Here is an 18,286-nt window from a genome sequence, read left to right on the forward strand (position 1 = left end):
GGCCGGCGGCAGAGGAATGGCGGTGATTGATACCCATAGGGGGTATCTTATCGCATACCCCCAAGGGGTATCAAGACCACACCCTGTGGCAGGGCTGAATCAGCGGCTGGCGGCGGCGGCGGCGCGGGCTGCCGCACGCGCGGCCTCGTGCCGGCGCGGCAGGTCCAGGATCCACTCGGCGGGAATGGCGAAGTTCAGGTTCTGGCTGTCGGCGCCAAAGATGCCCAGCGTGGTCAGGCCCAGCAGCTCGCCTTGTTCGTTGAACAGCGCGCCGCCGGACGATCCGCCCGAGATGGCGGCCGAGGTCTGCAGCAGCACCAGCTGGCCGGCGTCGTTGCGGCGGATCGACGACACCAGGCCGGCGGCCAGGGTCAGGTCCAGCCCCTTGGGATGGCCCACGGTGTAGGCCGCCTGGCCCACCGCGGCCTGGTCGGCGCGGCCCAGGCGCACCGGCGGCGCGGCCAGACCGGGCACCGAGAGCTGGCACAGGTCGCGCTGCACATCCCAGCGCGCCAGGCGGGCGGGCAGCGGCTGCGGCAGGCCGTCGCGGCGGATCTGCACGCGCTGCGCCCGGGCCAGCACATGGCAGTTGGTCACCAGCTCGGCGTGGCCGGTGACCACGCCGCTGCCCTGGCCCAGCGGCAGGCCGTCGCGGTCGAAGGTCTGCACCCGCCACACGCTGGGCGCCACCTGCGCAAACAGCTCGGCGGGCGTCAGGGCCCAGGCCGGCAGCGCCGCGGCCAGCAGCAGGCCCGGGAGGGCGCGGCGGATGACGCCTGGCGGGGCGCGGCGGCTGGCGTGGCGCGCGCTCACTGAACCACCCTCGGCGCCGTGCGCTGCGGGATGCGCGCCTGCGAGCGGCCCGGCGCGCTCATGGCCGGATCAGCCCACGCAGATCGTCGGTGGTGGCGCGCGGGTTCAACACGGCCTCGCCGTTCACCTGGCCGCCGCGGATCGGCGAGGCCGCCTGCGCGCGAGCGGCCTGCGCCTGCGCCAGCGGCACGCAGGCCTGGGTGGCCGTGCTGCGCAGCAGCAGGTCGGCCGGCGGGCTGGCGCGCTCGGGCTGGGTGGTGTCCAGCAACTGGGCCGGGCAGCCATCGGCCACGGTCATGCCCTGCACCAGGTACAGGCGGTCGGCGCGCGGCGTGAAGCTCCAGCGCACGCTGCAGGCCGTCTGGCCGCTGCGGTGCACGACGAACTCCAGCGTCACGCGCTGGCCGGCCGCCAGGCGCGCCGGCAAGGCTGGCTGCTGGGGCGTGCCACCGGTCAGGCGCTGGGCCTGCTGGCATTGCGCCTCGTCGGCCAGCACCCGCAGCGCGAAGCGGTCATTGCCCGGCACCGCGGCGCGCAGGCTCAGCCGCGCCCAGGGCTGGCCCGGGGCCGGTGCGGGGTAGTCGGGCAGCACCGCCTCGGGCAGGCTGGTGCAGCCCGCCAGCGTGGCCAAGGCCAGGGCGGCGGCAATCTGCAGGGGCAGGCGCTGGGGCTGGGCCTGGGGCAGGCGCTGGGGCATGGGCGGGCAGCGCGGCGGCCGCGTGCGCTCAGGGTGGATGCGGCGGCCAGTGTAGGCCGCGCCCCCCGGTGCCGGCGGCCACCCGCCCGCCTACACTGAACCGATGACCGAGCTTGTCACTGCCGATGCCTGCGCACTGCATCTGGCGCCGCGCGTGCCCGCCACCGCGCCGCTGCGTGGCCAGGTGCTCATCGTGCACGGCCTGGGCGAGCACAGCGGCCGCTACGCCCATGTGGCGCGGCACCTGGCCGGCTGCGGCTTCGACGTGATGGCCTACGACCACCGCGGCCATGGCCGCAGCCAGGGCCCGCGCGGCGTGATCCCCACAGCCGACAGCCTGCTGGCCGATCTGGGCGCGGTGCTGGCCCAGGTGCGCGCCGGGCAGCCCGGCGTTCCGCTGCTGCTGCTGGGCCACAGCCTGGGTGGCCTGGTGGCGGGCCGCTTCGTGGCCGAGGGCCTGGCCCGGCGGCCGGCACCCTGGTGGCAGGCCGTGGATGCGCTGGTGATGTCCTCGCCGGCGCTCGACCTGGGCATGAACCTGGCGCAGAAGGCGCTGCTGGCCGTGCTGGGGCCGATCGCGCCCGGGCTGGGCGTGGCCAACGGCCTGAAGCCCGACTGGATTTGCCGCGACGCGGCCGTGGTGCGCGCCTACCAGGCCGATCCGCTGGTGCACGGGCGCATTGCGCCGCGCCTGGTGCGCTTCATGCTGGATGCCGGCGCCCAGGTGCGGGCGTGCGCCGCGCAGTGGGCAACGCCCACCTGCCTGCTGTACGCCGGTGCCGACCGCTGCGTGGCGCCGCGCGGCAGTGCCGCTTTTGCCGCCGCGGCGCCGGCAGCCCGGGTGCAGGCCACCGCCTACCCCGGCCTGGCGCACGAGATCTTCAACGAGCCCGAGCAGGCCCGCGTGCTGGCCGACTTGACCACCTGGCTGCAGGCGCGGTTTGCGCCGCTGCCGGGGGGGCGGCCCGCGGTGTCGCCGACGGTGTCAACCTCGGTGGTGTCGGCACAGGCCGCGTCCTAAACTGAGGGCCGGGCCGCCGATCCGCGGCCTGCCATCCGCCGACCGGGCCCCACAACGGCCCCAGCCCCTTCGACAGGAACGCCCATGAACGCCCGCGATCCGCTGCAACCCCTGCAACCCGATGAAGCCACCGCGCTGGGCGCCTTTGCCAGCCGCCGCTGGGACGAGGCCCTGCTGCCCGCGCTGACCGACTACATCGCGGTGCCGGCCAAGAGCCCGATGTTCGATGCCGACTGGCAGAAGAACGGCCTGATCGAGCGCGTGGTGCGCGACGCCGCGCAGTGGGTGGAGGCGCGCAAGCTGCCCGGCCTGACGCTGGAGGTCATCCGCCTGGATGGCCGCACGCCGGTGATCTTTTTCGAGATCGAATCCACCAAGGCGGGATCGACCGACACCGTGGTGATGTACGGCCACCTCGACAAGCAGCCCGAGTTCAATGGCTGGCGTGCCGGCCTGGGCCCGTGGACACCCAAGTACGTGGACGGCCTGCTCTACGGCCGCGGTGGCGCCGACGACGGTTACGCCATCTACGCCGCCATCACCGCGGTCGAGGCGCTGAAGGCGCAGAACCTGCCGCACCCGCGCATCGTCGGTCTGATCGAAACCTGCGAGGAAAGCGGCAGCCACGATCTGCCGCCCTACCTGGACCTGCTGCGCCCCCGCCTGGGCCAGGTGAGCCTGGTGGTGTGCCTGGATTCGGGCGCCGGCAACTACGACCAGCTGTGGCTCACCACCAGCCTGCGCGGCATGGTCTCGGGCGTGCTGAAGGTGGAGATCCTCACCGAGGGCGTGCACTCGGGCGATGCCAGCGGCGTGGTGCCGTCGAGCTTTCGCATCCTGCGCCATGTGCTCGACCGGCTGGAAGACTCGGCCACCGGCCGGCTGCTGCCCGAGGCCTTTCACTGCCAGGTTCCGGCCGGCCGCGTGGCCCAGGCCCAGGCTGCGGCGGCCACGCTGGGCGACGCGGTGTTCAAGTCCTACCCCTGGAGTTGCGGTGCCGAGGGCCAGCCGGTGCTGCCGATGACGCAAGACCCGGTGCAGGCCCTGCTCAACCGCACCTGGCGGCCCACGCTCAGCGTGACCGGGGTCGATGGCTTTCCCGAGCTCAAGAGCGCGGGCAACGTGCTGCGGCCCTTCACCGCCTTCAAGCTCAGCCTGCGCCTGCCGCCACTGGTGAACGGCCACGAGGCCAGCCTGAAACTGAAGACCCTGCTGGAAGACAACGCGCCCTACCAGGCCAAGGTGACCTTCCAGCCCGATGGCCGCGCCGGCGAGCTGGGTGCTACCGGCTGGGACGCACCGGATCTGTCACCCTGGCTGGAGCGCGCGCTCAACGAGGCCAGCCTGGCGCATTACGGCGCGCCAACGGGCTACATCGGCCAGGGCGGCACGATCCCGCTGATGAACATGCTGCAGCAGGGCTTTCCGGCTGCGCAGATGATGGTCTGCGGCGTGCTGGGCCCCAAGAGCAATGCCCACGGGCCCAACGAGTTTCTGCACGTGCCCTACGCCAAGCGGCTCACCGCCGCCGTGGCGCAGGTCATTGCGGCCATGCCCTGAGGGGGTGCCTCTCATCTGGGGCACACCCTCTGTGGGGGGGCGCCCTGGGCAGGGCGTGCGGCCGGCCCGCGCGGGCCGACCGCCTGGGCTCACTGACCGGCGGCCGTGGTCTTGGCGGCGGCCGCGGCGCGCGGTGCGGCCGGGCGGTTCACCGCCAGGGCTTCACCGGCGCTCAGCAGCTGGCCGGCGCGCACGGCGGCCACGGTGTCGCGCTTGACGTCGGCGCGCGCCAGCGTCGGCGTGCCGGTGGTTGCCGCGGGCAGGTTCACCAGCTCGCCGGGGGCGGCCAGCGTGTGCTGGCGCTGGGCGGCTTCGACCTGCGCCACCACTTGCGCGCGGCTCAGGGTGCTGCGCAGCGGCTGGCTGTGCTGGATCACCTCGCCCTCGCCGGCGGGGTACCAGTCGGTCGTGGTGGCGGCCTGGCAGGTGGCGGCGCCCAGCAGGGCAACGGCGGCAGTGGCGGCGGTGAGCAGGGTCGAACGAACGGTCATGATGGGCTCCTGAGTCAGCAGGGTGGCAAGGACACCGGGCTCGCCTCGGGTGGGTGGCGCCGGTGTGTCGATGGGCTCAACTTTAGGTAGTTACCCCAGGCTGAAACAGCGGCCAGGCTCGAATGCACCATTCCATTTCATGGAATGATGTGAAGCTTAGATGGCTCGTTGATAACGAACATCGCAGTAATCTGGCTGTCATCTGGCGGCAATCTGAACCCGGAGATCCCATGGACCAGCTGCGCGCCATGCGCGTGTTTGCCCGCGTGGCCGACGAAGGCGGCTTTGCCGCTGCGGCGCGCGCGCTGGACCTCACACCACCGGTGGTGACGCGCCTGGTGGCCGAGCTGGAAGAGCAGCTCGGTGCCCGCCTGATGCAGCGCACCACGCGCCGGCTGACGCTCACCGAGGTGGGCACCGAGTACCTGGAGCGCGCACGCCAGATCCTGGCCGATGTGGACGACGCCAGTGCCGCCGCCAGCCGCGACACGCAGGAGCCTCGCGGCCACCTGCGCGTGCTGACGCCGCCGGCGCTGGCCGTGCACCAGCTGGCCAAGCTGCTGCCGGCCTTCCATGCGCGCTACCCGCAGGTGAGCGTGGAGCTGCACTCGCCCGGCCCGGTGGAGACGATGGACGAGGGCTTCGACCTGACGCTGCTGTCCAGCCGGCTGCCGCTGCAGGGCGACTTCGTGGCGCGGCGGCTGGCGCGCACCGAGGTCATCCTGTGCGCCGCGCCCGAGTACCTGGCCCGCCACGGCCGCCCGGACCATCCCGACGATCTGGCCCGGCACGACACGCTGCTGCCGCCAATCAGCGACCTGCAGCGCGGCATCACCTTCCAGCGCCCGCGGGCCGACGGCAGCGGCCTGGAAAGCGCCACCACCGTGCCGCCGCGCCGCCCGCTGCTCACCACCCACCACACCGACACCATGTACGCCGGTGCGCTGCACGGGCTGGGCGTGGCCGGCCTGCCGTCGTTCGTGATCGAGGACGCCCTGCTCGAAGGCGCGCTCGAGCGCGTGCTGCCGGCCTGGCGCCTGTTCTCGCTGACCCTGTGGGCCGCACTGCCCACGCGCAAGCACCTGCCGGCCCGCACCCGGGTGTTCCTGGACTTTCTGCTGCAGGCCTTTGGCGGCGAAGACCGCGACCCCTGGCTGGCGGCGGCGGGCTGCGAGACGGGCGGGTGCGACTAGGGCCTGTTAACACAACCGGAGCCCGCCTGCGATCAGCGCGAAGCTGATGAAGCCGAGGAACATCACGTCCAGTTTCTCGAATCGGGAGAAGATGCGGCGATAGCCCTTGAGGCGTCGGAACAGACGCTCGACCTCGTTGCGCCGCTTGAACATCTCACGGTCGTACTCCCAAGGTTCGATCCGGGTCTTCAGCGGCGGCACGACTGGGATGAAACCAAGATCGAGCGCCAGTTGGCGCGTCTCGTTGCCCTCGTAGGCGCGATCCATAAGCAGATGCAGCGGCCGATTGGGTGCACCCAGGCGGGTCAGCAAAGCGCGTCCTTCGGGCGCATCGTGTGCGTGCCCCGGCGAGAGCGAGAACGTTATGGCCGTACGCGCGTCCGCGGCAAGCATGTGAATCTTGGTATTCCATCCGCCACGGGACTTGCCGATGGACTGGGGGCCGTTTTTTTAGCGCCCCCGTGCCATCCGGGTGTACCTTGATGCTGGTGCTGTCCAGGCAGACCGCTTCGATCTTGATGCGAACGACCTGCGACTGCTGAAGTTGCTCGAACACTCTGTCGAGGACGCCAGCCTTGGCCCAGCGATTCATGCGCGTGTAGACCGTGTGCCAGTTGCCGAAGCGCGCAGGCAGCCCACGCCACTTACAGCCATGCTCGGCGACGTACAGGATTGCGTTGAGGACGGCCAAGTTGGAGAGACTGACGTTACCTCGCTGGGTGGGCAGGTACTTCTCGATCTGCGCGAACTGGGCGGGTGTGAGTTCCATGCCCACAGTGTCGCGCCATTTGGGGGTTATTCAAATAGTGTTAAAACGCCCTGGTCAGGACTTAAAGCGGGCCACGGGCTTGTTTTCTACGATCCTGGAATGCAATGCCGTTGTTGCTGAAAAATCCCTATCAATCAACGACTTGGAAAATGCGTTGTTTTCCAGCTGGTGTGCTGCCTCAGCGCAGCGAGTAGCCGGTGGTCGTCAGCGTGCCGCTCATGGGCTCGATCAGGCGCACCAGCGGCGCCAGCTCGCGGTAGCGCACGGCCACCTTGGTGGCGTAGGCAAAAAAGCGCGGCAGGTCGGCGCTGTAGGCCGGCTTGGCGTCGCGGTGCTTGAGGCGGCAGAAGATGCCCAGCACCTTCAGGTGGCGCTGCAGGCCCATCCACTCGACGGCGCGCCAGCATTCGCCAAAGTCTTCGGCCAGGGCCGTCTCGCCCAGCAGGCCGGCGGCGCGCGCGCCCTGCCACCAGCGCACCGCCCAGTCGATCTCCTGCGCCTCGTCCCAGCTCAGGAAGGCGTCGCGCAGCAGCGAGGCGATGTCGTAGGTGACCGGGCCGCGTACGGCGTCCTGGAAGTCGAGGATGCCGGGGTTGGGCGTGCTCACCATCAGGTTGCGCGGCATCCAGTCGCGGTGCACCGCCACCTGCGGCTGGGCCAGCGCGCTGGCCACCAGGCGGTCGCACAGCGTCTGCCAGGTGGCCTGCTGCGCGTCAGTCCAGGTGATGCCGAACTCGGTGGCCACGCACCATTGCGGAAACAGCGCCAGCTCGCGCCGCAGCAGCGCGTCGTCGTACTCGGGCAGGCCGCTGGCGTCGACCTTGCGCTGCCAGTGCAGCAGCGCGGCGATGGCGTCGCGCATCAGCGGCTCGGCGCGCTCGCTGGGGCCGGTGCCGCCCTCGGTCTGCACCGCACGCAGGTACAGCTCGCTGCCCAGATCGGTGAGCAGCAGAAAGCCGTGGGCCGCGTCGGCGGCCAGCACCTGCGGGCCGTGCAGGCCGGCGCGCTGGATGCGGCCGGCGATGTCGACGAAGGGCCGCACATCCTCCTGCGGCGGCGGCGCGTCCATCACGATGCAGCTGCGCCCGTTGGCGCCCTGCACCCGCAGGTAGCGGCGAAAGCTGGCATCGGCCGACGCCGGCGCCAGCGTGGCGGGGTCCAGGCCCTCGCGGGCCGCCAGCGGCGTGAACCAGTGCCAGAAGGCGGCTTCGCGCGCGGCGTCGGGCCAGGCGATCAGGGCGGGGCTCGAGGGCGCGGCAGCAACAGGCGTCATGGGGGGGCTTGGGGCAGGGCGGGCGCGCGAGGGCCCTCATGGATAATCCGCCGATTCTACGAAGCCGACCCTGTCGCGCCGCGTTCAGCCCCTTCGCAGCGGCCCTGCCGCCCATCGACTTCGCCCCGCGTCCCGGGTGCGCCCGCGTTTGCCGCCCGTGCCCCACGCCGTTTTTCGCCACCGCCCTGCCCACCTGTTCACGCCGGGCCGCCTGCCGCTGGCCTGCGCACTGGCCCTGGCCGGCTGGGTGGCGCTGCCGGTGGCGGCGCAAGGCACGGCGCCTGCGGCCATGCCGGCGGCGGCATCGGCATCAGCATCGGCCGCCGCCGCAGCGGCATCGTCTGCCAGCGCCCCTGCGCTGCAGGCCAGCCCGCGGCTGAACCCGCCGCCCGATGGCGACGCCGCGCGCCAGCGGCCGCTGATCGTGCAGGCCGAGCGCCTGACCGTGCGCCCCGACATCGACGCCGTGGCCGAAGGCGCGGTCGAGTTCCGCCGCGCCGGCATGCTGATCCGCGCCGACCGCCTGGCCTATGACAGCGCCACCGACACCGCCAATGCACGCGGCAAGGTCGAGATCGAGCAGCCCGGCGTGCGCTACCGCGGCAGCGAGCTGCAGCTGCAGCTGCAGCGCTTCGAGGGCTTTTTCCAGCAGCCCGAGTTCGAGCTGCTGACGCTGGGTGCCGGCGGCCGCGCCGAACGCATCGAGTTTCTCGATTCGACGCGCAGCCGTGCCCACAAGGCCATCTACACCAGCTGCCCGCGCGACGATGGCCAGGGCCCCGACTGGCTGCTGCGCACCGACCGCGTGCGCTTCGATCTGCAGGCCAACGAAGGCATTGCCGAGGGCGCGGTGCTCGAGTTCCTGGGCCTGCCGATCCTGGCGCTGCCGGTGGTGAGCTTTCCGCTCTCGGACGACCGCAAGAGCGGCTGGCTGCCGCCCACCATCGTGCCGGTGGACAGCCGCAACGGCACCACGCTGGCGGTGCCCTACTACTGGAACATCGCGCCCAACCGCGACGCCACGCTGACGCCCACGCTGCTGGCGCGCCGCGGCATGGCGCTGGGCGCCGAGTTCCGCTACCTCGAGCCCGGGCACAGCGGCCAGATCGGCCTGCACCTGCTGCCGCACGACCGCGACACCGGCGGCTCGCGCCATGCGCTGCGGCTGGAGCAGCAGGGCCGCGTGGCGGGCCTGCGCTTTGCGGTGCTGGGCTACAAGGTCTCGGACGACGCCTACTGGAAAGACTTCAGCCAGACCGTGCCCGGCAACTCGCCGCGCCTGCTGCCGCAAGACGTGCGCGCCGAGCAGCAGTTCGGCACGCGCTGGGGCGCGTTGACGGCCTATGCCCGGCTGCAGCATTGGCAGGTACTGCAGACCGGCAGCGGCGACGACCTGATCGTGGCGCCCTACCGGCGCAGCCCGCAGCTGGGCCTGCGGGCGGCGCCACTGCTGCCGCTGGGCCTGCGCGCCTCGCTGGAGACCGAGCTCAACCGCTTCGACCGGCCCGACGCCTCGGCCTCGGCCACGCTGCCCACCGGCTGGCGCTGGCATGCGCTGGGCAGCCTGTCGCGGCCCTTCACCGAGCCCGGCTGGTGGTTCACGCCCAAGCTGAGCCTCAACGCCGCCAGTTACCACATCGACCAGACCGACGCCGCGCAGCGCCGCCGCAGCCGCCTGATCCCCACCACCAGCCTCGACACCGGCATGGTGTTCGAGCGCAACAGCCGCTGGTTTGGCCGCGCGCAGCGCCAGACGCTCGAGCCGCGCCTGCTGTACGTCAACACGCCCTACCGCGAGCAGTCGCAGCTGCCGCTGTTCGACACCGCCGAGCGCGACTTCAACGCCGTGTCGATCTATGCCGAGAACGCCTTCTCGGGCGTCGACCGGGTGTCGGACGCGCACCAGATCACCACCGGCGTCACCAGCCGCATGGTCGATGCGCAAACCGGCGCCGAAACCCTGCGCCTGGGCATCGCCCAGCGCATCCGCCTGCGCGACCAGCGCGTGGTGCTGTCGGGCGAGTCGCAGACCCAGCGCTTCTCCGACCTGCTGGTCGACGGCTCGACCGCGGTGTTCAACCCCTGGAGGCTGGACGTGGCGCTGCAGTACAACCCCGACAGCTCGCGCGTGGTGCGCTCGATCCTCGGCGCGCGTTATTCGCCGGCGCCCTTCCACACGCTGAGCATGGGCTACCGCCTGGCGCGCAACCTGTCCGAGCAGGCCGAGCTGGGCTGGCAATGGCCCATCTACCGCGGCAGCGCGCGGCCGGTGGGCGCCTCGGGCGGCTGTGGCGGCACGGTGTACGGCGTGGGCCGGCTCAACTACAGCCTGCGCGACAGCCGGCTGACCGATTCGATCGTCGGGCTCGAGTACGACAGCGCCTGCTGGATCGGCCGCCTGGTGCTCACCCGTTTGTCCACCGGCCGCGCCGAGGCGCGCACCCAGCTGTCGGTGCAGCTCGAGCTGTCGGGCCTGTCGCGCATCGGGACAAACCCCCTGCAACTGTTGAAGGACAATGTGCCCGGTTACCGGCTGCTGCGCGACACGCCGGGCCAGTCGTCTCCTCGCCTCGATCCATGACCCAATCTCCCCTCACCGGCCATTGCGCTGGCATCCCTGCCGGCGGCAGCTCGCTGCGCCTGCTCGTGGGTGCGCTGGCCCTGGCGGGCTGCCTCGCCGCCCCGGCCGCCCTGGCCCAGGCCGCCGCAGCCCGGCCCGGCGGCGCACCGGCCGCCGTGGCCGAGCGCAACAGCCGCAGCGGCGACTTCATCGTGGCGGTGGTCAACACCGAGCTGGTCACCTCGGTCGAGGTCGGCCTGCGCCTGGGCCGCGCCCAGGCCGAGCTGCGCCGCCAGGGCGGCCAGCTGCCAGCCGAAGACGCGCTGCGCCAGCAGGCCGTGGAGGCGCTGATCGACGAGCGGGTGCAGGTCACCTACGCGCGCGATTCGGGCTCCAAGGTCGATGACGCCGAGCTCGACCGCGCCGTCACCAACGTGGCCGCGCAGAACCAGATCACCGTGCCGCAGCTGCGCGAGCGGCTCAACGCCGAGGGCATGGACTGGAGCCGCTTTCGCGCCAATCTGCGCGACCAGCTGCTGGTCGAGCGCCTGCGCGAGCGCGAGGTCATCAACCGCATCCGCATCACCGACACCGACATCGACAAGCTGCTCGACGAGCAGCGTGCCCGTCTGGCCGGCGATGTGCAGCTGAACCTGGCGCAGATCCTGGTGAAGCTGCCTGAAGCCGCCAGCGAATCGGTGGTGGCCGAGCGGCGCGCCATCGCCATGACCGCCCTGCAGCGCCTGCAGCGCGGCGAGGCCTTTGCCCAGGTGGCGCGCGAGCTCAGCGAAGACGGCAACCGCGAGGCCGGCGGCGAGCTGGGCCTGCGCCCGGCCGATCGCCTGCCCGACCTGTTCGTTGAATCGGTCAAGGGCATCGAGGTGGGCCAGGTCACGCCGGCGCCGGTGCGCAGCGCGGCCGGTTTCCACCTGCTCAAGGTGGTCGACCGCCGCACGCCCGATTTCTACCAGGTCACCCAGACCCACGCCCGCCATGTGCTGCTGCGCGTGGGCGACGCCACCCAGCAGCCGGCCGTGCTGCGCCGCATGGAAGACCTGCGCCGCCAGATCGAGAGCGGCGCGCGCAAGTTCGAGGACGTGGCGCGCGAGGTGTCCGAAGACGGCAGCGCGGCCAATGGCGGCGACCTGGGCTGGGCCGCGCCCGGCCAATTCGTGCCCGAGTTCGAGGACGCGATGAACAAGCTGGCCCCCGGCGCGCTGTCGGCCCCGGTGGTCTCGCGCTTCGGCGTGCACCTGCTGCGCGTGGACGAGCGCCGCAACGTCACGCTCGACCCCAAGGAGGTGCGCGAGCAGGCCCGCAACCAGCTGCGCGAGGCCAAGTTCGAGCAGGCCTACGCCGACTGGGTGAAGGAGCTGCGCATGCGCGCCTACATCGAGATGCGCGAGCCGCCGCTGTGAGCTGGGCGCTCCCCCGCAGCGCCTTCGGCGCCTGCCCCCCACGGGGGCGCCGCCAGCGGCCCGGCCAAGCCGGCAGCGTGGCGGCCGCCGGGTTCGGGCTGCGCGCTGCGGCGGTGGCCTGAGCATGGGCCACATCGCGCGCAAGCGCTTTGGCCAGCACTTTCTGGTCGACACCGGGCTCATCGACGCCATCGTGCGGCTGATCGATCCGCGGCCGGGTGAGCCGCTGGTCGAGATCGGCCCCGGCCTGGGCGCGATGACCCAGCCGCTGCTCGAGCGCTGCGGCGCGCTCACCGTGGTCGAGCTCGACCGCGACCTGGCCGCGCGCTGGCGTGCCCGCCAGGGCGTCACGGTGATCGAGTCCGACGTGCTGAAGGTCGACTTCGCGGCGCTGGCCGACGCCGCGGCCCAGCCGCTGCGCGTGGTGGGCAACCTGCCGTACAACATCTCCACGCCCATCCTGTTTCACCTGCTGGCCGTGGCCGACCGGGTGCGCGACCAGAACTTCATGCTGCAAAAGGAGGTGGTCGAGCGCATGGCCGCCGGTCCGGGCGGCAAGGACTATGGCCGCCTGTCGGTGATGCTGCAGTGGCGCTATGCCATCGAGGCCACGCTGGATGTGCCGCCCGAGGCCTTTGATCCGCCACCGCGGGTCGATTCGGCAATGGTGCGCATGCGCCCGCTGGCGCAGCCGCCGGCGCTCGATCCGGCGCGCCTGGGCGAGCTGGTCACCGTGGCCTTCTCGCAGCGCCGCAAGCTGCTGCGGCACAGCCTGGGCCGCTGGCTCACCGAGCAGCAGTTCGGCGGCGCCTTCGACCTGCAGCGCCGCGCCGAGGAAGTGCCGGTGGCCGAGTACGTGGCGCTGGCCCAGGCCGTCGGCCCCCGCGCCGCCTGAGCGGCGTTGCCAGCCCGGCGGCCGGCCGCTGCTCAGGCGGGCGCCTGCAGCGGCCGCGCATCGGGGTTTATTGAGGCTTTGGCTGACACCCGGGCCCATCAGAATCGGGGCGGCTGTACCGCCCTGTCTGCATGCCTCGCACCGAAGTCTCCACGCCGTCGATCCCGTCGTCCGCACCGCTGAGCCGGGCTGCGCTGGTGGTGGCCGCGCTGCTGGTGGTGGCCGGTTGCCTGGGCGCCGCGTGGTCGCGCCACCAGCAGCAGAACCAGGTGCAGGGTGCGCGGGTGGCCTTTGTGGCCGAGCTGCGGGCCAGCGAGATCGCCGCCTGGCTGGCCGAGCGCCAGGCCGAGGCGCGCTTCGTGCGCTCCAGCACCTACATGGTCGACCTGTACCGCCAGCTCCAGGCCGGCGATGCCACGGCACGCACCCGCCTGATCGAGCGGCTTGGCGAGATGCGCCGCGCCGACGGCGCCGAGCGTGTGGCGGTGCTCGATGCCCAGGCCGACGTGGTGGCCGCCGATGGTCCGCTGGACGTGGCCGACAGCCTGCGCCAGGCGCTCGACCGCGCGCTCGGCAGCGGCGAGGTGCAGATCACCCCGCCAGCCACCGACAGCCAGGGCGTGCCGCGCCTGCAGGTGGTGATTCCGTATGTGCACAGCGGCCAGCCGGCGCAGCTGGCCGCGGTGCTGCAGGTTGATGCGCGCGCCGCGCTGTGGGCCCGCCTGAACCAGTGGCCGGCTGAAAGCCGCAGCGCCCGCACCCGCCTGTGGCGCCGTGACGGCCAGCAGCTCGTGGCGTTGGGCGCCGACCGGGCATCGGGCCTGCAGGCCGGCTCGCCCGCCGCCCACGCGGCCTCGGCGCCCGTGACCGCGCTGGCGCTGGCCGATGCGCGGTTTCCGGCCGCCGCGCTGGCCGCCCAGCCGCCCACCGCGGCGGCCTGGCAGAGGCTGTCCGACCACCAGGGCCGGGCGGTGATCGGCGCGCTGCGGCCGGTGCCGGGCAGCGACTGGTGGGTGGCGGCCAGCATCGAGCGCGACGAGCTGCTGGGCGAATGGCTGGGCGAGCTGGTGTGGGTCGCCGTCAGTGGCGCGCTGGCCCTGCTGGCGCTGGCCGTCGGGGCGCGCGCACTGCGCCAGCGCGAGCAGCTGCGCCTGGCCCAGCTGCAGCGCCAGCAGCAGCAGCAGGCGCTGCAGCAGCTGTCGCTGTACGCGGCCATTGCCGACGGCACCGACGACGCCATCGCCGCCAAGGATCTGCAAGGCCGCTTCACCCTGTTCAATGCCGCGGCCGGCCGCCTGCTGGGCGTGGCCCCGGCCGACATGCTGGGCCGCACGGGCCTGAGCCTGCCGCCAGCCCAGGCGCTGCTGGACACCGCCGCGCTCGAGCAGCAGGTGCTCACCGAGGGCCACCCACGGCGCCTGCAGGTGGCGCAGGCCGCGCCGGGCGATGCGCCGCACGGCGAGCCGCGCATCTGGCATGTCACGCTCGGGCCCTTGCGTGGCGCCGATGGCGACGTGGCCGGCGTGTTCACCGTGATGCGCGACATCAGCGAGCTGGCGCGTCTGCAGCGCCGGCTCGACGAGGGCATGGCCCTGCGCGCGATGCTGCTGCAGCATGCCCACGACGGCGTGGTGGTGGTCGACCAGAGCGGCAGCGTGATCGAGGCCAACCCGGCCTTCGCCGCCCTGATCGGCCGCGCCCCCGACGAGGTGCCGGGCCTGCACGTGTGGGACTGGGACCCCGACTGGTCGGCCGCGCGCTTTCACGCGTCGATCGCCGGCAACGGCCTCGACCAGGTGCTGTTCGAAACGCGTTTTCGCCACCCCGACGGCCGCTGCTTCGATGTCGAGATCAGCGCCTCGCGCTTCGACTTCGGCGGCCAGCGCCTGTCGCTGAGCGCCTGCCGCGACATCAGCGAGCGCAAACGCACCGCGGCCGAGCTCGACCAGCACCGCCACCGGCTCGAAGAGCGCGTCACCGAGCGCACCACCGAGCTGCAGCAGGCGCTGGCCGCGCAGGCCCGCGCGCTGCGCTTCACCCAGGCCGTGGCCGATGCCATTCCCAGCGTGGTGGGCTACTGGGACGGCCTGCTGTGCTGGCGCTTTGCCAACCGGGCCTGCGAGGCCTGGTTCGGCCAATCCGCCGAGCAGCTGCTCGGCCGGCCGATGGCCGAGGTGCTGGGGCCGGCCGCGCTGGCGCGTGCCGGCGATGCCCTGGTGGCGGCACTGGCCGGCCAGCCGCAGACGCTCGAGCTGACCCTGGCCGTGCCCGCGGAGGCTGGTGCCGGCACCGACGCGCCGGCCGTGCGCCATGCCCTGGCCCATCTGGTGCCCGACCGCAGCCCGGCTGATGGCGGCGATGCCACTGGTGGCACCGGTGCGCCGGGCGAGGGCGCTGCAGCCGGTGCCGTGCGCGGCCTGTTCGTGGTGCTGTCGGACATCGGTGCGGTCAAGCAGGCCGAGCTGCGCCTGCAGCAGCTCAACGAGGCCCTGGTGGTGGCGCGCGACCGCGCCGAGGCCGCCAGCGAGGCCAAGAGCGCCTTCCTGGCCAACATGAGCCACGAGATCCGCACGCCGATGAACGCCATCGTCGGCCTCACCCACCTGCTGCGCCGCGAGGCCGCCGAGCCGCGCCAGAGCGACCGCCTGGCGCGCATCGACACCGCCGCCCAGCACCTGCTGGCGATCATCAACGACGTGCTCGACCTGTCCAAGATCGAGGCCGGCAAGCTCGAGCTGGAGCAGGCCGACTTTTCGCTGGATGCGGTGATCGGCCGCGTGGTGGCGCTGGTGGCCGACCGCGTGCGCGCCAAGGGCCTGGAGCTGGTGGTCGACACCGACCACCTGCCCGACCGCCTGTGCGGCGATGCCACGCGCCTGTCGCAGGCCCTGCTCAACCTGCTCAACAACGCCACCAAGTTCACCGAGCACGGCAGCATCGTGCTGCGCGCCCAGCGCCTGCCGGCGCCGGCCGGTGCGGGTGCGGCGGGCGAGGTGATGGCGCGCTTCGATGTGTGCGACACCGGGGTGGGCATTGCCGCCGAGCACCAGGGGCGGCTGTTCCAGGCCTTCGAGCAGGCCGATGTCTCCACCACCCGCCGCTACGGCGGCACCGGCCTGGGCCTGGCCATCACCCGCCGGCTGGCCGAGCTGATGGGCGGCGAGGTGGGTCTTGAAAGCCAGCTCGGCCAGGGCAGCCGCTTCTGGTTCAGCGCCCGGCTGGCGCGTGCGCGCAGCACGCCGCCGCTGGCCGAGCTGGCGCAGTTCCAGGGCCGGCGCGTGCTGCTGGCCGACGACCTGCCGGCGGTGCGCCATGCGGTCACGCAGATGCTGGGCCAGATGGGCCTGCAGGTGGTGGCCGTGCCCGACGGCCCCTCGGTGCTCGAGGCCTGCCAGGACGACGCGGCCGCCGGCTTCGACCTGATGCTGCTCGACGAGGACATGCCCGGGTTCGGTGGCCTCGAGGCGCTGCGGCGCCTGCGTGACCAGGCCCGCCACGGCCTGCCGCCCGCGCTGCTGACCAGCACCGAAGACCAGGCCGCCACCGCCGACCTGGCGCGCGCGGCAGGCTTTCTGGGTGTGCTGCACAAGCCGATGACCGCCTCCACGCTGCTCGACGCCCTGCTGCGCACCCTGGTGCACCGGCATTGGCGCGGTAGCGCGCCGCCGGTGGCCGCGCCGCCGCTGTACGAGATCGAACACCGCCTGCGCCAGCGCCATGGTGGCGCGCGCGTGCTGCTGGCCGAAGACAACCCGGTCAACCAGGAGGTGGCCGTGGCCCTGCTGGCCGAGGTGGGCCTGCAGGTGGATGTGGCCGACAACGGCGCCCAGGCCATGGCCCAGCTGCAGCGCCAGCGCTACGACCTGGTGTTGATGGACATGCAGATGCCGGTGATGGACGGGCTGCAGGCTGCGCGCGCCATCCGGGCCCTGCCGCTGGGCGCCGGCCTGCCGATCCTGGCGATGACCGCCAACGCCTTTGCCGACGACCGCGCCGAATGCCTGGCCGCCGGCATGAACGACCATGTCACCAAGCCGGTCAACCCGCAGCAGCTGTTCGAGGCCTTGCTGCGCTGGCTGCCCGAGGGGGCGTCGCGCGCCGGGCGCGCCGATGCGCCCTGGTCGGCCATCGTCGGCCTGGACGCCGCCGCCGGCATCGCCCGCACCGGCGGCCGCAGCGATGTCTATGAGCGCGTGCTGGCGCGCTTCATCAGCCTGTACGGCCCGGACGGCAAGGGCTGGGCCGCGTTGAACGCCGACGAGCCGGCCCATCTGGCGCGGGCCCTGCATTCACTGCGCGGCGCGGCCGGCGCCATCGGCGCCAGCGAGCTCGAGGCGCTGGCGCTGGGCGCCGAGGCGGCGGCGCTGGAAGGGCGCGCGCCCTTGCTGCAACCATTGCGCAGCGCGCTGCGGGCACTGACCGACCGCGCCCAGGAAACCTTGCCCGCCTGAAACGACAACGGGCGGCCTGCTGGCCGCCCGTGCTTGTCTGGCGCTGGTCTCGCGTTTTGGGCTGACACTGTGGTCTGGCGTCGCCGCCGCAGCCGGCCGCGGTCAGGCCATGCTCAGGCGCCGTTGACCCACATCGCGGTGTCGAAGGCGCTGCACATCATCGGCATGTTCATGCCGAAGTTCGGGTTGGCGCCGTTCTTCGAGGCGGCCTTCACCGGCGCCTTCTCGGCCGCCTGGGCGGCTTCGTTCACACGCTCCCAGGCGCTGGTTTCGACGCTGCGCGCCACCGAGAACGAATAGAAGCAGCGGAACGCCACGCGGCGCTCACCCCAGAAATCGGCGGCGTCGCGGAACACGTCGAGCAGCTGCTCGCGCGCCTCGCGGTCGAAGCGGGCGTTGTCGGGCAACTGCTCCAGAACAACCACGAACCCCGGCTGCGCGCCGGCGCGGTGCACCAGATCGGTCATGCAGTCGTAGAGCGCGTCGAGGTTCTTGCCGAAGTGCGACGGGAACAGGAACGACTCGGCGATCTGCTCAAGCACGTCCTGCTTGGTCTGGGCCGATTGCAGGTTGGCGTACAGGAAATGCTGGCCGACATTCTCGGCGGCCACCATCAGGTCTTCGACACGGTAGGCCCGGATGGCCTGAACGATGTTGGGACGGACGGTCTGCAGCAGCATGGTCACGTTCCTTCCAGAAACAGGGGTGGATTCCGACTCGTCTGACCGCTCATTGCACGATGCGCTGGAAGCTCGCGTAATGGTCGGCCGTGTAATAACAGGCTTCGGGTTGGGTTGGTTGACGGCCGCCGCACACGATGCGCCTGGCGCCCCGGTCTCGCGACCTGGGCGTTGGCACGGTGTACTCGCGGTAGAAACCGCGCTGGCGTGCTGGCAGCAGACGTTCGCGATTGCCGAAGACCGTGCCGTCCTTGGCGTACGGGAACGGACCACCGGCGACGATCAGGCGCTGCGTCTGCTGGGCTTCGGCCGGCAGCGTGGCCAGAACCACGGTGCTGTCGTTGCCCACCGGGCCCTTGGCTTCGACCGGCGCATTCGCCAGCAGCGCCGACACGACCGTCGCCATGACACCCAGCGTTCGCCAGGAGGACATGATCGATGACCGAGCGGTCTTTGCCACGGGTT

Annotated in this window: 13 protein-coding genes and 1 pseudogene; 7 read left to right on the forward strand and 7 right to left on the reverse strand. The window is 72.2% G+C overall.

The window, feature by feature from the left end:
- Positions 1–99 precede the first annotated feature (99 nt).
- Entirely contained in the window at positions 100–813 is a 714-nt protein-coding gene (locus N4G63_RS01460) for a S1C family serine protease (protein ID WP_260789134.1), read from the reverse strand.
- 58 nt (positions 814–871) lie between these two features.
- A complete protein-coding gene (locus tag N4G63_RS01465; RefSeq protein WP_260789133.1) occupies positions 872–1,510 on the reverse strand; it encodes a hypothetical protein in 639 nt (212 codons plus the stop codon).
- A gap of 103 nt (positions 1,511–1,613) precedes the next feature.
- Here N4G63_RS01465 and N4G63_RS01470 point away from each other — a divergent pair, with 103 nt between their 5' ends.
- Both N4G63_RS01470 and N4G63_RS01475 read left to right on the forward strand, forming a co-directional pair.
- A complete protein-coding gene (locus N4G63_RS01470) occupies positions 1,614–2,531 on the forward strand; it encodes an alpha/beta hydrolase (RefSeq protein WP_314599261.1) in 918 nt (305 codons plus the stop codon).
- An 84-nt stretch (positions 2,532–2,615) separates the two neighbouring features.
- Positions 2,616–4,091 carry a M20 family metallopeptidase gene (locus N4G63_RS01475; RefSeq protein WP_260789129.1) on the forward strand — a complete coding sequence of 492 codons (1,476 nt, stop codon included), beginning with the start codon at positions 2,616–2,618 and terminating at the stop codon, positions 4,089–4,091.
- Positions 4,092–4,180: 89 nt separating this feature from the next.
- On the opposite strand, the gene N4G63_RS01480 is transcribed toward N4G63_RS01475, so the two are convergent.
- Entirely contained in the window at positions 4,181–4,582 is a 402-nt protein-coding gene (locus tag N4G63_RS01480; RefSeq protein ID WP_260789128.1) for a hypothetical protein, read from the reverse strand.
- Positions 4,583–4,812: 230 nt separating this feature from the next.
- Here N4G63_RS01480 and N4G63_RS01485 point away from each other — a divergent pair, with 230 nt between their 5' ends.
- Complete coding sequence (locus N4G63_RS01485) at positions 4,813–5,775, forward strand: LysR family transcriptional regulator (RefSeq protein ID WP_260789127.1); 963 nt, start codon at positions 4,813–4,815, stop codon at positions 5,773–5,775.
- Between the two features lie 6 nt (positions 5,776–5,781).
- On the opposite strand, the gene N4G63_RS01490 is transcribed toward N4G63_RS01485, so the two are convergent.
- Both N4G63_RS01490 and N4G63_RS01495 read right to left on the reverse strand, forming a co-directional pair.
- A protein-coding gene (locus N4G63_RS01490; RefSeq protein ID WP_260789125.1) for an IS5 family transposase occupies positions 5,782–6,544 on the reverse strand; the annotation gives its coding sequence in 2 pieces (ribosomal slippage) (positions 5,782–6,226 and positions 6,225–6,544; 765 coding nt in all).
- Positions 6,545–6,722: 178 nt separating this feature from the next.
- Positions 6,723–7,817 carry an aminoglycoside phosphotransferase family protein gene (locus N4G63_RS01495; RefSeq protein WP_260789124.1) on the reverse strand — a complete coding sequence of 365 codons (1,095 nt, stop codon included), beginning with the start codon at positions 7,815–7,817 and terminating at the stop codon, positions 6,723–6,725.
- Positions 7,818–7,974: 157 nt separating this feature from the next.
- Here N4G63_RS01495 and N4G63_RS01500 point away from each other — a divergent pair, with 157 nt between their 5' ends.
- The 4 genes from N4G63_RS01500 to N4G63_RS01515 all read left to right on the forward strand — a co-directional run bounded on the left by N4G63_RS01500 (position 7,975) and on the right by N4G63_RS01515 (position 17,141).
- A complete protein-coding gene (locus N4G63_RS01500) occupies positions 7,975–10,398 on the forward strand; it encodes an LPS-assembly protein LptD (protein WP_260789123.1) in 2,424 nt (807 codons plus the stop codon).
- A complete protein-coding gene (locus N4G63_RS01505; RefSeq protein ID WP_260789122.1) occupies positions 10,395–11,795 on the forward strand; it encodes a peptidylprolyl isomerase in 1,401 nt (466 codons plus the stop codon). Before N4G63_RS01500 ends, N4G63_RS01505 begins: the two co-directional genes overlap by 4 nt.
- A gap of 124 nt (positions 11,796–11,919) precedes the next feature.
- Complete coding sequence (rsmA, locus tag N4G63_RS01510; protein WP_260789121.1) at positions 11,920–12,690, forward strand: 16S rRNA (adenine(1518)-N(6)/adenine(1519)-N(6))-dimethyltransferase RsmA; 771 nt, start codon at positions 11,920–11,922, stop codon at positions 12,688–12,690.
- A 131-nt stretch (positions 12,691–12,821) separates the two neighbouring features.
- On the forward strand, positions 12,822–17,141 hold the full coding sequence (locus N4G63_RS01515) for a response regulator (RefSeq protein ID WP_314599262.1): 4,320 nt from the start codon (positions 12,822–12,824) through the stop codon (positions 17,139–17,141).
- Between the two features lie 290 nt (positions 17,142–17,431).
- On the opposite strand, the pseudogene N4G63_RS01520 reads toward N4G63_RS01515, so the two are convergent.
- Positions 17,432–17,821: pseudogene (locus N4G63_RS01520) on the reverse strand (barstar family protein); the annotation flags it as partial.
- Positions 17,822–17,870: 49 nt separating this feature from the next.
- A complete protein-coding gene (locus N4G63_RS01525) occupies positions 17,871–18,227 on the reverse strand; it encodes a guanyl-specific ribonuclease (protein ID WP_314599722.1) in 357 nt (118 codons plus the stop codon).
- Positions 18,228–18,286 lie beyond the last annotated feature (59 nt).

Origin of the sequence: Aquabacterium sp. OR-4 (assembly GCF_025290835.2) — a bacterium.
Taxonomy (GTDB): Bacteria; Pseudomonadota; Gammaproteobacteria; order Burkholderiales; family Burkholderiaceae_C; genus Pseudaquabacterium.

Excerpts from the sequence above, each read along its gene's own strand:
- N4G63_RS01465 (WP_260789133.1), bottom strand. The coding sequence starts at position 1,510 with ATGCCCCAGCGCCTGCCCCAGGCCCAGCCCCAGCGCCTGCCCCTGCAG.
- N4G63_RS01470 (WP_314599261.1), top strand. The coding sequence starts at position 1,614 with ATGACCGAGCTTGTCACTGCCGATGCCTGCGCACTGCATCTGGCGCCG.
- N4G63_RS01475 (WP_260789129.1), top strand. The coding sequence starts at position 2,616 with ATGAACGCCCGCGATCCGCTGCAACCCCTGCAACCCGATGAAGCCACC.
- N4G63_RS01480 (WP_260789128.1), bottom strand. The coding sequence starts at position 4,582 with ATGACCGTTCGTTCGACCCTGCTCACCGCCGCCACTGCCGCCGTTGCC.
- N4G63_RS01485 (WP_260789127.1), top strand. The coding sequence starts at position 4,813 with ATGGACCAGCTGCGCGCCATGCGCGTGTTTGCCCGCGTGGCCGACGAA.
- N4G63_RS01495 (WP_260789124.1), bottom strand. The coding sequence starts at position 7,817 with ATGACGCCTGTTGCTGCCGCGCCCTCGAGCCCCGCCCTGATCGCCTGG.
- N4G63_RS01505 (WP_260789122.1), top strand. The coding sequence starts at position 10,395 with ATGACCCAATCTCCCCTCACCGGCCATTGCGCTGGCATCCCTGCCGGC.
- rsmA (WP_260789121.1), top strand. The coding sequence starts at position 11,920 with ATGGGCCACATCGCGCGCAAGCGCTTTGGCCAGCACTTTCTGGTCGAC.
- N4G63_RS01515 (WP_314599262.1), top strand. The coding sequence starts at position 12,822 with ATGCCTCGCACCGAAGTCTCCACGCCGTCGATCCCGTCGTCCGCACCG.
- N4G63_RS01525 (WP_314599722.1), bottom strand. The coding sequence starts at position 18,227 with ATGGCGACGGTCGTGTCGGCGCTGCTGGCGAATGCGCCGGTCGAAGCC.